Annotated in this window: 10 protein-coding genes; 9 read left to right on the top strand and 1 reads right to left on the bottom strand. The window is 49.3% G+C overall.

What is annotated here, in order from left to right; translation table 11 throughout:
* Window positions 1–38: 38 nt before the first annotated feature.
* Complete coding sequence (gene gltB, locus H6G89_RS30370; protein WP_190513763.1) at window positions 39–4,697, bottom strand: glutamate synthase large subunit; 4,659 nt, start codon at window positions 4,695–4,697, stop codon at window positions 39–41.
* Between the two features lie 739 nt (window positions 4,698–5,436).
* Between gltB and H6G89_RS30365 the strand changes: the two genes are divergently transcribed.
* From H6G89_RS30365 to H6G89_RS30325, 9 genes are all read left to right on the top strand, one after another.
* Window positions 5,437–7,302, top strand: coding sequence for a phosphodiester glycosidase family protein (locus tag H6G89_RS30365; RefSeq protein ID WP_190513762.1), 1,866 nt, complete (start codon window positions 5,437–5,439; stop codon window positions 7,300–7,302).
* A gap of 281 nt (window positions 7,303–7,583) precedes the next feature.
* Window positions 7,584–7,994 (top strand): phosphomannose isomerase type II C-terminal cupin domain, encoded by a 411-nt coding sequence (locus tag H6G89_RS30360; protein WP_190513761.1) that lies wholly within the window; start codon window positions 7,584–7,586, stop codon window positions 7,992–7,994.
* Window positions 7,995–8,157: 163 nt separating this feature from the next.
* Entirely contained in the window at window positions 8,158–8,517 is a 360-nt protein-coding gene (locus H6G89_RS30355; RefSeq protein WP_309230128.1) for a HesB/IscA family protein, read from the top strand.
* Window positions 8,518–8,618: 101 nt separating this feature from the next.
* The gene (gene rpsL, locus H6G89_RS30350) at window positions 8,619–9,005 is read left to right on the top strand and encodes a 30S ribosomal protein S12 (protein ID WP_190513760.1); all 387 of its coding nucleotides are present in this window, start codon (window positions 8,619–8,621) and stop codon (window positions 9,003–9,005) included.
* Between the two features lie 222 nt (window positions 9,006–9,227).
* Window positions 9,228–9,698, top strand: coding sequence for a 30S ribosomal protein S7 (gene rpsG, locus H6G89_RS30345; protein WP_190513759.1), 471 nt, complete (start codon window positions 9,228–9,230; stop codon window positions 9,696–9,698).
* An 86-nt stretch (window positions 9,699–9,784) separates the two neighbouring features.
* On the top strand, window positions 9,785–11,863 hold the full coding sequence (gene fusA, locus H6G89_RS30340) for an elongation factor G (protein ID WP_190513758.1): 2,079 nt from the start codon (window positions 9,785–9,787) through the stop codon (window positions 11,861–11,863).
* A gap of 24 nt (window positions 11,864–11,887) precedes the next feature.
* Window positions 11,888–13,117 carry an elongation factor Tu gene (gene tuf, locus H6G89_RS30335; protein WP_190513757.1) on the top strand — a complete coding sequence of 410 codons (1,230 nt, stop codon included), beginning with the start codon at window positions 11,888–11,890 and terminating at the stop codon, window positions 13,115–13,117.
* Window positions 13,118–13,348: 231 nt separating this feature from the next.
* Window positions 13,349–13,666, top strand: coding sequence for a 30S ribosomal protein S10 (rpsJ, locus tag H6G89_RS30330; protein ID WP_018399487.1), 318 nt, complete (start codon window positions 13,349–13,351; stop codon window positions 13,664–13,666).
* A gap of 161 nt (window positions 13,667–13,827) precedes the next feature.
* On the top strand, window positions 13,828–14,472 hold the full coding sequence (locus H6G89_RS30325; RefSeq protein ID WP_190513756.1) for an LON peptidase substrate-binding domain-containing protein: 645 nt from the start codon (window positions 13,828–13,830) through the stop codon (window positions 14,470–14,472).
* Window positions 14,473–14,475 lie beyond the last annotated feature (3 nt).

Here is a 14,475-nt window from a genome sequence, read left to right as displayed (position 1 = left end):
CTGGGGATTTGTTGAATCATGCCTTAAACCCAACTTGCTTACTGAGCAGGAGTCAAGACTTTTTCTTCGGCATCACTAGTTTCAGGGCTATTTGCCTCCGATGGCGGCACCACCTGCCAAAACTGAGGCAGATAGGTTGACCAATTCTCTAGAATTTGCCGTGCTCGTAGGCTGCCTGTACGCTCTAAATGAGCCTCAATCAGTGATTTCAGTTGCTCTTCTCCAGCAGGGGTGCTGACCCGTTGAATCTTGACAATTTCCGGGTTGACTTTAGCCGGGAAACTGCCATCTTCATCCAAGAAGTACGCTAAGCCACCCGTCATCCCTGCGCCAACGTTACGTCCTGCTCGACCTAAAACCACAATCACGCCACCCGTCATGTATTCGCAGCAGTGATCACCCGTTCCCTCAATTACCGCCTGAGCTTTTGAGTTGCGAACCGCAAAGCGTTCTCCAGCGTGACCATTGGCAAACAGGAAGCCTCCTGTTGCTCCGTACAGACAGGTGTTGCCGATAATGACGTTTTCAGCAGGGTTGTAAGTAGCTGTTGCCAACGGTTTGATGACAATCTCACCCCCGTGCATCCCTTTGCCAACGTAATCGTTCGCTTCCCCTTCTAAATTCAGGGTCATCCCTGGCAGGTTAAAGGCACCAAAGCTCTGCCCCACACTGCCCTGGAAGTTGAGCGTGATTTGTCCCTCAAAGCCAGTATCGCCGTACTGCTTGGCGATCGCCCCAGCCAATCTTGCTCCCACCGTGCGATCGGTGTTCACAACGGTCACTGCATGAGTCACGGTTCCCTGTTGTTGAATTGCCGCTTGAATCTCAGGATCACTGAGCAATTGGTCATCTAAAACAGGACCGTTGGAGTGAACCGTTTCATGGTTCAGCCAACTGCGATCTTCACGAGTATCGGGTAGTTTAGTCAGACAGTCCAGGTTAAGCGACTGCGTTTTGGTCAACTTGACATCGCGCACTTTTAACAGATCAGCCCGACCGATAATCTCGTGGAGTGAGCGATAACCCAGACGCGCCAGTAGCGATCGCACCTCTTCTGCCACAAAGTAGAAGAAGTTGACGACATGCTCTGGAGTTCCGGTAAAGCGTTGACGTAATTTCTCCTGCTGCGTTGCGACTCCAACGGGACAGTTGTTGGTATGGCAGATCCGCGCCATGATGCAGCCTTCCGCAATCATCGACACAGAACCAAAGCCATATTCCTCAGCCCCCATCAAAGCTGCCATTACAACATCCCATCCTGTTTTGAGTCCGCCATCAGCCCGCAACAAAACGCGATCGCGCAAGCGGTTCTCTATCAGCACGCGATGCACCTCCGTCAACCCCAACTCCCAGGGCACTCCGGCATGTTTAATCGAGCTGAGAGGAGACGCACCCGTACCCCCGTCATGACCCGAAATTTGAATAATATCGGCATTGGCTTTGGCGACCCCAGCGGCGATCGTGCCAATCCCCACCTCGGCGACCAACTTGACCGATACCTGCGCTACAGGATTAATCTGATGCAGGTCAAAGATCAGCTGCGACAGGTCTTCAATCGAGTAGATGTCATGATGCGGGGGCGGCGAAATCAACGACACTCCAGGTTTAGAGCGACGCAACATCGCAATGTAGGGGCTGACCTTTTTACCTGGGAGTTGTCCCCCTTCACCGGGCTTGGCTCCCTGAGCAATTTTGATTTCCAATTGCCGAGCACTCAGCAGGTATTCAGGAGTCACACCAAAGCGACCCGATGCGACCTGTTTGATCGCTGAACTAGCAGTATCTCCGTTTCGTAATCCCTTTAGATGAGGGAAGAGTGACGAGCTACCCGTTGCATCCACATCGTCTAACACCTTGTAGCGAACCGGATCTTCACCCCCCTCACCGCAGTTTGATTTACCGCCCAGTCGATTCATTGCGATCGCCAGCGTTTCGTGTGCCTCACGAGAGAGAGAGCCCAACGACATGGCTCCGGTGCAGAACCGTTTGACAATCTCCTCGACGGGTTCAACTTCTTCAATTGGGACAGCGGGGCGATCGCCCTGAAAGTCCAGCAAATCTCGCAGAGCCGTCACTGGACGGTGCTCTAGCTGATTCATATAGACTTCGTAGTGGTCATAGCTCTTGCTCGCCACCGCCTTGTGCAGAGCCTTTGCCATTTCGGGGCTGTTCATGTGATATTCGCCCCCTGGCTTGTAGTTAAAGAAGCCAAAGTTCTCAAGTTTTTTACTGGTCAGCTCAGGAAAAGCTCGACCGTGGAAGGTCAGCACCTCTTGAGCCAGGTCGGTGACGGTGAGTCCTCCCAAACGCGAGGCAGTCCCCGTAAAGCCCAGATGCAACAAGTCTGCTCCAATCCCGATCGCCTCAAAGATTTGAGCCCCGTGATAGCTCGACAACAACGAGATGCCCATCTTCGAGAGAATCTTCAGCAATCCATATTCCAACGCTTTGCGATAGTTTCGCTGGGCTCCACTGAGAGTTGTAGCGGTAATCTTGCCCCGCTCCATAAAGCTTTGAGTCTTGGGATCAGACCACCATTGACGCACCGTTTCCCAAGCCAGATAAGGGCAAACCGCACTAGCTCCATAACCAATCAAACAGGCAACATGATGCGTGCTCCAGCATTGTGCCGTATCTACCACCAAAGACGCTTTCATCCGGAGTCCCTGACGGATCAGGTGATGATGCACCGCGCCCACCGCCAACAATGGGGGAATGTAACTGTAGCCTGCGTTGAGGGCAGTGGGTTCACCCGCTTGATTGAGGCGATCGCTCAACACAAGAACCTTTTTGCCTGTTCGTACGGCTGCCATTGCTTGCTGACACAGAGCCGTCACCGCACGTCGCAATCCCTCTGGACCATCCGCAATCTCAAACAAGGTTGAGAGCGTAGCCGTTTCAAACCCAGATTGGCGAATCCAATTCAAATCAGGTTCGCTCAACACAGGAGAATCTAGCTTGAGCAACCGAGCCGATTCGGGTGCTGTTTCCAGCAAATTGCCCCGTTCACCCAATTGCATAGTCAATGACATCACCAATTTTTCCCGCAGGGGGTCAATCGGTGGATTGGTCACCTGAGCGAAGCGTTGCTTGAAGTAGTCGTAGAGCAAGCGTGGTTTATCAGACAAGACTGCCAGTGGAATATCGTCCCCCATACAGAAGGTGGGTTCACCCCCTTGGGCTGCCATCTCCTGGATGATCATCTCGACATCTTCGGTGGTGTAACCAAAGGCAATTTGATGTCGCAGCAGTGCCCCTGCATCCATCTGGTTTGATTCCAGAAAGGGCTGGGGTTCCAGATCAACGCGATTTCGTTGCAGCCATTCACCATAGGGATGCGCACTGGCAACCCGCTGTTTGATCTGCCAGTTCTTCAGAACTTCATGGCTCTCCAGGTCAACGGCAATTGTTTGTCCCGGTCCTAAACGACCTTTTTCCACAATCTCCGCTTCGGGCAGGTCAACTACCCCTGCCTCCGATGACACCACAACAAACCCATCTTGAGTGATGCTGTAGCGAGCAGGGCGCAACCCGTTTCGGTCAAGTGCCGCTCCGACTTTTTTCCCATCACTGAAAACTAGCAACGCAGGGCCATCCCAGGGTTCCTGAATGCCGCTGTAATATTCATAGAAATCAGTGACTTCCGGATAATCTGCCAGATCAGGCTGATTTTTATAAGCCTCTGGCACCATGATCATGATTGACTCCAATGGAGTCCGACCAGAGCGAACCAATAACTCAAAGGAGTTATCCAGGTTAGCAGAATCGCTCCGTTCTGGATTGACGATGGGTTTCAGTTCCGCCAGACGATCGCCCCAGCAAGAATGAGCCAGATCCGCTTCCCGTGCCATCATCCAGTTGATATTACCCAGCAAAGTATTGATTTCGCCGTTGTGCCCCAACAACCGCATGGGTTGGGCTAGCGACCAGCGAGGCATCGTGTTGGTACTAAAACGACGGTGATAAATCGCAAAAGCACTTTGATAAGCCGGATTTTGCAAGTCCAGATAAAATTCACCCAGCACTGCCGATCGCACCATGCCCTTATACACAATCGTGCGGCTAGAGAAGGAGCATACATAAAATTCGCGGAGTCGCTCCGCCTCGTCTGGAGAAGCATTTTCTGCGGCGATCGCTACTGCCTTTTCCGTCTGTTTGCGCACTAAAAACAGCAGACGTTCCAGTTCATCGCCGCTAACCACATCGGATTTCACCAAAACTTGTTCAATTTGGGGCAAATTTTCCCGCGCCTGAATCCCCAATGTTTCTGGCTTCACGGGAACCACACGCCAACCCAACACAGTTAATCCAGCCGCTTCGATCGCCTGATTAAAGAGCTGACGGGCGATCGCCGCCGCTGATTCGGATTGCGGCAAAAATACCATTCCGACCCCTGCCTGAGCAGGTCGTTCAATGCCTTGAGCAGCCAACCATTCGCCCAACAATTCCCAGGGCAGGGCAGTCATCAATCCGGCTCCATCTCCAGAATCCTGATCGGCACTACAGGCTCCTCGATGCTCCAAACATGTCAAAGCCGAGAGTGCTTTCGCAACCAGCATATGACTAGTGCGACCTTGCTGGTCAGCGATGAAGCCGACACCACAGGCATCCCGCTCTTCTACCAACCAAGGCTGTCCTGCGAATCCCACTGCTCCCTGATCCATCAGTCTAGACTGAGTCACGTTTGTATCACCCATATCAATTTGTTTCACCTAATTGCGCTTGTAATGCCGGAGGACAACCCAAAAATTTCATATTGCCGAACAACCACTGTCATTAATCACAGTAGAAGGGGGAACTGTTGGTAAAGAGACAAATACATCACAGTTTGACAAAAGAGGAGTGTAAGTGACTCAACCGACAACACTTCAGCACCATTGCTTGCAATGGCACAAAAGCCTGTAATGATGACCTGGAGGGAGGTATTTGTTAGATGACGCACCTAAAGCAGCATGAAGCTGTTTCACAACGCTTACATCGCCACCGTTAAGATTTAGAGTTCAAATCTTAATAAAAGTGGAACATCTTTGCAATCCCTGGTACAAGCAGTTCCTCATACCAGTAACTCTTCATGGAAATAGAAATCAAACAACTCGTGGGGTCGGGGGCAAAATAACCATCTAGAGACTTCTAAAATTTGTGTCTTAGACCGATCGGTATTTAGCCTCACCATACCTATTATGAAACTAAATTTTGGGGTTTAGATCTATCAGTTTCTCTCACACAAGTTATGAAATTTATTTCATAACGGCTTAAGTTTAGTGCTGTGAGTCAATGTTTAATGTAGCGAAACTGCGATCGCCCGTCTTAACAATTTGTGAACCCCAATTGGCAACCTTTTTAGACTTGAGAGATTCTGTATACAAATCCCATCAAACTACTTCCATAACTTGAAAGAGATGGGTTAGAGACACTACCAAACTCCTCACAAGACCGTTGGTTAAAAAAAATCCCTCACAACAGCATCCTTCCCTCCGCAAACTCCGTTTTGGGAAGCCCTTCAGACCACTGCTGGCACCCCTTTGTCTGGCGATCGCTGGCTATCTAGTCATCTCTGCCAGAAGTAATGCCAACCCCCTCGCCTCTCAAGCTATTTTTCATCAGCAGTCCTGGGTTCCCACACTGGCACAAGGTGCCTTACCCTTACCCCTCACCCAGCAGGGCAACCAGATTGTCCTCAACGGGCGATCGCTTCCCGGCAACTGGAGCCAGCGACAGCAAACGATTGGCATTAGCGATATATCCCTGCTACAAACCCTGGGAGTCGATCTCCTCAACACGTCCAATGCAACCCGTCAGCCAGTGCAGTGGTTCTCTGACCCGGCATCGCTCCCCCTCGTTTTACCCACCTGGCTCACCGCCCAATATCGCTATCTAGACATCACAGAGCTTGCACGACAAGCTAACTGGCAGGTACGAGCCAACGGAGGGACGCTACAAATTGCAACTCCTCCCACCCAAGTAGTTGGGATTCGCCAGGGACGACAAAGCTGGGGCGATCGCATCGTTGTCGATCTGGATCAGCCCACGCCCTGGCAAGTGACGCAAGAAGCCTCGGAATTGGTCATTACCCTGGATGCTCAAGCCAGTCCTGCGCTGCTACAAAGCTTCATTCCTACCGCAGGTAATCGTTTAACTAGCTTAAACATTCAAGCAAGTGGCAACCAGACGCTGGTTCGCATCGGCATTCCAGCTGGATTGCGCCCGCAAGTATGGACTTTGCCCAACCCAAATCGGCTCATTATCGACATTCGAGATGCTGTGAGAGAACGCGACATCCTCTGGGCAAATGGCGTGCGGTGGAGAGAACAAATCGTCACCATTAGAACTGCCCAATTTCCAGTTATCTCTCTACTCATTGATCCCCAACAACAAGGGTTGGCTATAAAACCTGTCTGGACAAACCCTGCTGGTGCCGTTGGCACGGCTCCTCTGATCAGAATTGCCCAACAGTCTCAAGTCGCAGCGGCGATTAACGGGGGCTTCTTTAACCGCAATAATCAGTTGCCTCTGGGGGCATTGCGCCGAGATAACCGCTGGATTTCAGGCCCAATTCTTAACCGAGGGGCGATCGCCTGGAGTGACACAGGAACAGTAGCAATCGACCGACTCGACTTCCGAGAGACTCTATCGACCTCAACCGGACAACAATACCCCATCAGCCTTTTTAACACGGGCTACGTTAGAGCCGGAATTGCCCGCTATACAACCGATTGGGGTACAAGCTACACCAACATTATTGATAACGAAACGATTCTCACGGTTCAAAATAATCAGGTCGTTCGCCAACAAACCAGCACGACTCAAGGACAAACCACGGTTCCCATTCCCACCAATGGCTACCTATTGGTTGTGCGCTCCTTCAACACAGCCCTGGCGGCTCTACCAGTGGGCACGACTCTGCAACTCTCCACTGTCCTCAGCCCCGCTGCTTTTAACCAATATCCACAAATCGTCGGGGCTGGCCCTCTCTTAATTCGCGATCGCCAAATTGTGCTAAATCCTCAAGCAGAACAGTTCACTGACGCTTTCATCCAACAAGCCGCCGTTCGCAGTGTCATCGCCAAAATGCCAGAGGGTAAACTAATGCTACTGGCGATCCAAAATCGCGTTAACGGTAGTGGTCCCACTCTTTCAGAGACGGCTGAAATTGTCTCACGCATGGGGGCGATCGATGCTCTCAATCTGGATGGGGGCAGTTCCACCAGTCTCTATCTGGGAGGCACGTTGATTAATCGCTCTCCCCGAACCGTCGCCCGCGTCCACAATGGCATCGGGATTTTCATTCAGCCCAACTTCTAATTCCCCTCAGAACTGCTCTGATGAGTATTTCTACTAGGTCAAAAGGCTGAAAATGAAGCTCTCTTGAAGCTCTCAAGACTCCGGTGAAGAATCCATATAAATCACCCCGTTTTGGAGCAGGTATATACCGGAACCCAGAACATTTCTGTTATGTTTACTTTCGGTTTCCCAAAGAGAATCCAACCCTTTTAGGAGTTTATCTACTCATCCCGCTTTAGCTAAACTGACTTAACCTAAATCATCCTTCCAATCTCTAGCCAACCATCAAAGGAGATAGTGTCATGGCTCAGACTCAAGAACTCGCCCAGCCTACTGTGTCTAGTCTGCCAGGTATCAAAGGAGTCGCCGCAACTGAACTGCGACCCTGGGGATCGTTTACGGTTTTAGAAGAGGGACGGGGATACAAAATCAAACGGATTGAGGTTAAGCCAGGTCATCGCCTTAGCCTGCAAATGCATCACCACCGCAGTGAGCACTGGATCGTTGTTTCTGGTACTGCCAAAGTTGTGTGTGGCGATCAAGAAACGCTGCTGTTCAGCAACCAGTCCACTTACGTACCTCCCTGCACAACCCACCGTCTCGAAAACCCTGGTGTCATTAACCTGGTTCTCATTGAAGTTCAGAACGGTGAGTACCTCGGAGAAGATGATATCGTCCGCTTCCAGGACGACTACGCTCGCACCAAAGCTTAAATAGCGACTCCTGCTTCTAGCTTTTCCCGGTTCACTCCAAAGGTCGTTACAAGAGTTATCAATCAGTGGGATCATAGCTTAGGCTATGATCCCGTCTTGTTTTTTGTGAAAGCTTGCGGCGATCGCCCCTACTTAGCAGTAAAATCAATGGGTCGATTGCGTGATGCTGCTCTTTCCCATCATGATTCATCTGAGCCATGCAGCTATTCATGAGCTAAATCGTTTGAAATCACGTCATCCCAATGCCAACTCAGTTCGATTAGCAGTTAAGCCAGGGGGATGTGCTGATTTGCACTACTCCCTTGAATTTGGCGAAAGCACAACCGCTTTGGAACACGCTTATCAGTATGAGGGGATACAGCTCATCGTTGACCCCGAAAGCCTGGTCCACCTCAAGGGGATTACGATCGATTACTCAGAAGATTTAATGGGAGGTGGGTTCCGATTTCATAACCCCAATGCCGCCCACAGTTGCGATTGTGGTAATTCTTTTGTAGCGGCTCATGCAACTGCCGAACAATAAAATTACGACTTTAAAGCCAAATTGACAAGCAATCGGTAAAATCGGTATAGTTAGAGACTGTGAAAAGTTAGACCCGTTAAGAGGTAATCCTCCGCTAGATCATGCCCACTATTCAGCAACTCATCCGTGACGAACGCCGCAAGGCACGCAAAAAGACCAAATCACCAGCTTTAAAGAGCTGTCCTCAACGGCGTGGTGTGTGTACCAGAGTCTACACTACCACCCCCAAAAAGCCTAACTCTGCACTTCGGAAGGTCGCCAGGGTCCGTTTGACCTCTGGTTTTGAGGTAACAGCATACATTCCGGGTATTGGGCACAACCTGCAAGAACATTCAGTGGTTATGATTCGGGGCGGTCGGGTCAAAGATTTACCTGGCGTTCGCTATCACATCATTCGCGGCACTCTGGATACAGCTGGGGTCAAAGACCGTAAGCAAGGTCGTTCCAAATATGGTGCTAAGCGACCTAAGGCAGCCGCCGCTAAGTAAGAGCCTGCTGTTCTCTCACAAACCGTCTTACGTCAACAACATTTCGGTCATTGTCGGAGATTGTGAGGCTTCAACTAAAGCTCGTCGCTACTTTGATTCCTGGTTACGCATCAACTTAGATAGTCAGCTTCGTTTAGTGAGGTTTTTCATCTCACCTCAAACTATCGGGTTGCGGTCACGTATTCACTATCCCTGAGTAAAATTACTTTTCACGGTTTTGTTATGTCTCGTCGTACAGTTATTCAAAAACGCCCGGTTCCACCCGACCCCACCTACAATAGCCGCCTCGTTAGTATGATGGTGCGGCGATTGATGCGATCGGGTAAAAAATCAATTGCTTACGGCATCATCTATGATGCATTCAAAATTATTCAAGAGCGTACAGGAGCAGAGCCCCTAGAGACGTTTGAGAAAGCAGTTCGTAATGCAACTCCACTTGTTGAGGTTAAAGCTCGACGGGTTGGTGGAGCAACTTACCAGGTTCCTATGGAAGTTAGAACCGATCGTGGTACTGCCTTAGCACTCCGTTGGCTGGTTCAGTTTTCTCGTTCCCGCACCGGACGTACTATGGCAGGTAAGCTTGCCAATGAGCTCATGGATGCTGCTAACGAAACAGGGAGCACCATTCGGAAACGTGAGGAAACTCACAGAATGGCAGAAGCCAATAAGGCCTTTGCTCACTATCGGTATTAAGACTCTCTGCAACTTAGCTGCACAAAAGTATAAAATCTTAATAGAGTCGTCAGCATAAGTATCAGCGGCAACGTAAGGAGTTGGCTGTGGCACGCACCATCCCACTTGAACGAGTAAGAAACATTGGAATTGCTGCACATATTGACGCAGGCAAGACAACAACGACTGAGCGCATCTTATTCTACTCTGGCGTGGTCCATAAGATTGGTGAGGTTCATGACGGAAACACAGTAACTGACTGGATGGATCAGGAGCGTGAACGGGGAATCACCATCACGGCTGCTGCTATCAGCACAAGTTGGAAGAACCACCAGATCAACATTATTGATACCCCTGGTCACGTTGACTTCACAATTGAAGTTGAGCGATCCATGAGGGTCTTGGACGGTGTGATCGCTGTGTTCGATTCAGTCGGTGGAGTTCAACCCCAATCAGAAACTGTATGGCGACAAGCTAACCGTTACAAGGTACCTCGCATTGCTTTCGTCAACAAGATGGATCGAGTAGGCGCAAACTTTTTGCGCGTTTACGAGCAAGTTGTCGATCGCCTCCGTGCTAATGCTGTTCCTATTCAAATCCCCATTGGTAGCGAAGACACCTTCAAAGGCATCGTTGACCTGGTACGGATGAAGGCATACATCTATACCAACGACATCGGCACAGATATCCAGGAGGCTGATATCCCAGATGAGGTCAAAGATCAGGTCGAAGAGTTTCGCCTGAAGTTGATTGAGTCTGTTGCAGAAACAGATGATGCCCTAACTGAGAAATATCTCGAAGGCGAGGAGTTAACTCAAGACGAGATTGTTACAGCTCTTCGTAAAGGAACCATCAGTGGAACAATTGTTCCTATGTTGTGTGGCTCTGCCTTTAAGAACAAGGGAGTTCAACTATTACTGGACGCAGTCATTGATTATTTACCTGCTCCCATTGATGTCCCTGCTATTCAAGGTGCACTTCCAGATGGAAACACCGTTGAGCGATCTGCTAGTGACGATGAGCCTTTGTCAGCGTTGGCATTCAAGATCATGGCTGACAAGTTCGTTGGTCGTTTGACCTTCATTCGCGTCTACTCTGGCGTCTTGAAGAAAGGCAGCTATGTTCTTAACTCCTCTAAAAATAAGAAGGAAAGGGTTTCTCGCCTCATCGTATTAAAAGCGGATGAGCGCATCGACGTAGATGAACTCCGGGCAGGAGATTTGGGAGCAATTCCAGGGTTGGCAGATACTCTCACGGGTGACACGCTCTGTGATGAATCTGCTCCAGTTATTTTGGAATCTCTCTTCATTCCAGAACCTGTTATTTCGGTCGCAGTTGAGCCGAAAACTAAACAGGACATGGATAAGCTCTCGAAAGCATTGAAAGCTCTATCCGAAGAAGATCCTACTTTTCGTGTCAGCATTGACCCAGAAACCAACCAGACGGTGATTGCGGGAATGGGTGAACTACACCTGGAAATCCTGGTCGATCGAATGTTACGAGAGTTTAAGGTTGAGGCGAATGTGGGTGCGCCACAGGTAGCTTACCGAGAAACGATTCGTAAGTCTGTTCGACAGGAGGGCAAATTTGTCCGCCAGAGCGGTGGTAAGGGTCAATATGGGCATGTGGTCATTGAGCTAGAACCCGGTGAACCTGGAACAGGTTTCGAGTTTGTCTCTAAAATTGTTGGGGGTGTGATTCCAAAAGAATACATTCCTCCCGCAGAGCAGGGCATGAAGGAAGCTTGTGAATCTGGCATCATGGCAGGATACCCGGTCATTGATGTTAAGGTGACATTGGTAGACGGCTCATATCACGACGTTGACTCTTCTGAAATGGCTTTCAAGATTGCAGGTTCAATGGCAATCAAAGAAGCTGTGATGAAGGCTTCCCCAGTTCTGCTAGAACCGATGATGAAGGTTGAAGTAGAAGTTCCAGAAGGATTTCTAGGGGATGTCATGGGAGATCTCAACTCCCGTAGAGGACAGATCGAAGGAATGGATTCTACGGATGGCATTGCTAAGGTTACTTCAAAGGTGCCTCTAGCGGAGATGTTCGGATATGCTACTGATATTCGGTCTAAGACCCAAGGTCGTGGCATATTCTCAATGGAGTTTAGCCATTACGAGGAAGTACCTCGCAACGTGGCTGAAACGATCATTGCTAAGAGTAAAGGGAACGCATAATCAGAAAAAGGGACACATAGATTCATGGCACGCGCAAAATTTGAAAGAACCAAACCCCACGTCAACATTGGTACCATTGGTCACGTTGACCATGGCAAGACGACTCTGACTGCTGCAATCACAATGACTCTGGCAGCACTGGGTCAAGCTCAGGCAAGAAAGTATGATGAGATTGATGCTGCTCCTGAAGAAAAAGCACGGGGTATCACAATCAATACGGCTCACGTCGAATATGAGACTGAGAACCGCCACTATGCTCACGTAGACTGTCCAGGACACGCTGACTATGTGAAAAACATGATCACAGGGGCAGCACAGATGGATGGTGCTATCCTCGTGGTTGCTGCAACAGATGGTGCGATGCCTCAAACCAAAGAGCATATCTTGTTGGCAAAGCAGGTAGGTGTACCTAGCATCGTCGTTTTCCTGAACAAGATCGACCAGGTTGATGACGAAGAATTGTTAGAACTGGTAGAACTCGAATTGCGCGAGCTTTTGAGTGATTATGAGTTCCCTGGTGATGATATTCCAATCATTCGCGGTTCAGGGTTGATGGCATTGGAAGCCATGATCAAGAATCCTAAGACGGCTAAGGGCGATAATGAGTGGGTTGACAAGATCTACGAGTTGATGGAAGCAGTTGACTCCTTCATCCCTACTCCTGAGCGGGATGTAGACAAGCCCTTCTTGATGGCAGTTGAAGACGTTTTCTCTATCACAGGTCGGGGTACCGTTGCTACAGGTCGGATTGAGCGTGGTAAGGTCAAACTCGGTGACGATGTAGAATTGGTTGGCATTCGTGACACCCAGAAAACTAAGGTTACTGGGATTGAGATGTTCAAGAAGAGCTTGGAAGAAGGGATGGCAGGCGATAACGCAGGTCTGCTTCTCCGGGGGATTCAGAAGACTGACATCGAACGGGGCATGGTAATCGCTAAGCCCGGTTCTATCACTCCTCATACTCAATTTGAGGGTGAAGTGTACATTCTGACTGAGAAAGAAGGCGGTCGTAAGACTCCCTTCTTCCCTGGATACAAGCCTCAGTTCTATGTTCGGACAACCGACGTAACTGGCACCATTGCGTCTTTCACCGCAGATGATGGTAGCGCAGCCGAAATGGTGATGCCGGGTGACCGCATTAAGATGACCGTTGAATTAATCAACGCGATCGCGATTGAGCAGGGAATGCGCTTCGCAATCCGTGAAGGCGGTCGCACCATCGGTGCGGGTGTTGTTTCTAAGATTCTCAAGTAACTTCGGTTCTTGTTGATTGAGTTTCTATAGTCAGCAGTCAACTGTTGGGTTGGCTGCTGATTATTCTGAGACTGGTATCCTTAATCAGTAACAAATTGCAACTGTTTCGGGGTTTACACAACGTGCTTTGGGTCATACCCCTATCTGCCAAGGTAGACTAGAAAAGCTTTTGTAATTCCCCATCTCACAATTGAACCTAGACAATTTAATCGGGTCATAGAGGTACGTTTAATGGCAACTATTCAACAACAAAAGATTCGGATTCGCTTGAAAGCATTTGACCGCCGTCTGCTAGACACATCTTGCGAAAAGATCGTAGATACAGCTAACCGGACGAACGCGACTGCAATTGGTCCCATTCCCCTTCCCACTAAACGGCGTATTTATTGCGTTCTGCGATCGCCCCACGTTGACAAAGATTCACGGGAGCACTTTGAGACTCGTACTCATCGCCGCATCATTGATATTTATCAGCCTTCCTCTAAAACCATTGATGCTTTGATGAAACTTGACTTGCCCGCAGGGGTTGATATTGAGGTCAAGCTATAACTCTCTAATCGCTGCCGATAGACCAAAACAATGCGATAAACTAAGGGTTAGTGACATTCAGCAGTTGAAAACTTTGAGCTACCAGTCGGTAGTCACCGCAAAGTTGCAAGAGTTGCATTTGTGTTCCGCTTGAAGGCTCCCTAATTGGGATGACAATTACGATGACCTTTTCATCTGTTGCTGTTCGAGAGCTTCCCCTGTTTCCATTGCCTGAGGTAGTGCTATTTCCTGACAGGCGACTTCCCCTCCATATCTTTGAATTTCGGTATCGAATCATGATGAACACCATCCTTCAAAGCGATCGCCGCTTTGGGGTATTGATGGTTGATCCAGTTGAGGGGAAAGTCGCAAATGTCGGTTGCTGCGCTGAAATTATCCATTGCCAACGCCTGCCTGATGATCGTCTAAAAATCATGACGCTAGGGCAACAGCGATTTCGAGTTTTAGACTACGTTCGTGAGAAGCCTTATTATGTTGGTTTGGTTGAGTGGATTGAGGATCATCCAACTGAACGGGACGTTAAAACCCTATCTATTGAAGTTGATCAACTGCTGAGAGACGTAGTGCGGTTGTCAGCTAAGTTGACTGGTCAAGAAATTGAGTTACCAGATGACATTCCAGAGTCTCCAATCGAGCTTTCATATTGGGTAGCTAGTAACCTGTATGGAGTTGCTCAAGAGCAGCAATCATTGTTAGAGATGCAGGATACGGCTGCTCGTTTAGAGCGGGAAGCAGAGATTTTGACCTCAACTCGCAATCATTTGGCAGCCCGCACCGTTCTTAAAGATGCATTTCAAGGAGAATAATTC

The organism is Oscillatoria sp. FACHB-1407, assembly GCF_014697545.1.
Classification (GTDB): domain Bacteria; phylum Cyanobacteriota; class Cyanobacteriia; order Elainellales; family Elainellaceae; genus FACHB-1407.
The sequence above is the reverse complement of the archived record's forward strand: the minus strand, read 5'-3'. Positions and strand labels throughout refer to the sequence as shown.

Excerpts from the sequence above, each read along its gene's own strand:
- rpsL (WP_190513760.1), top strand. The coding sequence starts at position 8,619 with ATGCCCACTATTCAGCAACTCATCCGTGACGAACGCCGCAAGGCACGC.
- rpsG (WP_190513759.1), top strand. The coding sequence starts at position 9,228 with ATGTCTCGTCGTACAGTTATTCAAAAACGCCCGGTTCCACCCGACCCC.
- gltB (WP_190513763.1), bottom strand. The coding sequence starts at position 4,697 with ATGGGTGATACAAACGTGACTCAGTCTAGACTGATGGATCAGGGAGCA.
- H6G89_RS30325 (WP_190513756.1), top strand. The coding sequence starts at position 13,828 with ATGACCTTTTCATCTGTTGCTGTTCGAGAGCTTCCCCTGTTTCCATTG.
- H6G89_RS30355 (WP_309230128.1), top strand. The coding sequence starts at position 8,158 with ATGCTGCTCTTTCCCATCATGATTCATCTGAGCCATGCAGCTATTCAT.
- H6G89_RS30360 (WP_190513761.1), top strand. The coding sequence starts at position 7,584 with ATGGCTCAGACTCAAGAACTCGCCCAGCCTACTGTGTCTAGTCTGCCA.
- tuf (WP_190513757.1), top strand. The coding sequence starts at position 11,888 with ATGGCACGCGCAAAATTTGAAAGAACCAAACCCCACGTCAACATTGGT.
- rpsJ (WP_018399487.1), top strand. The coding sequence starts at position 13,349 with ATGGCAACTATTCAACAACAAAAGATTCGGATTCGCTTGAAAGCATTT.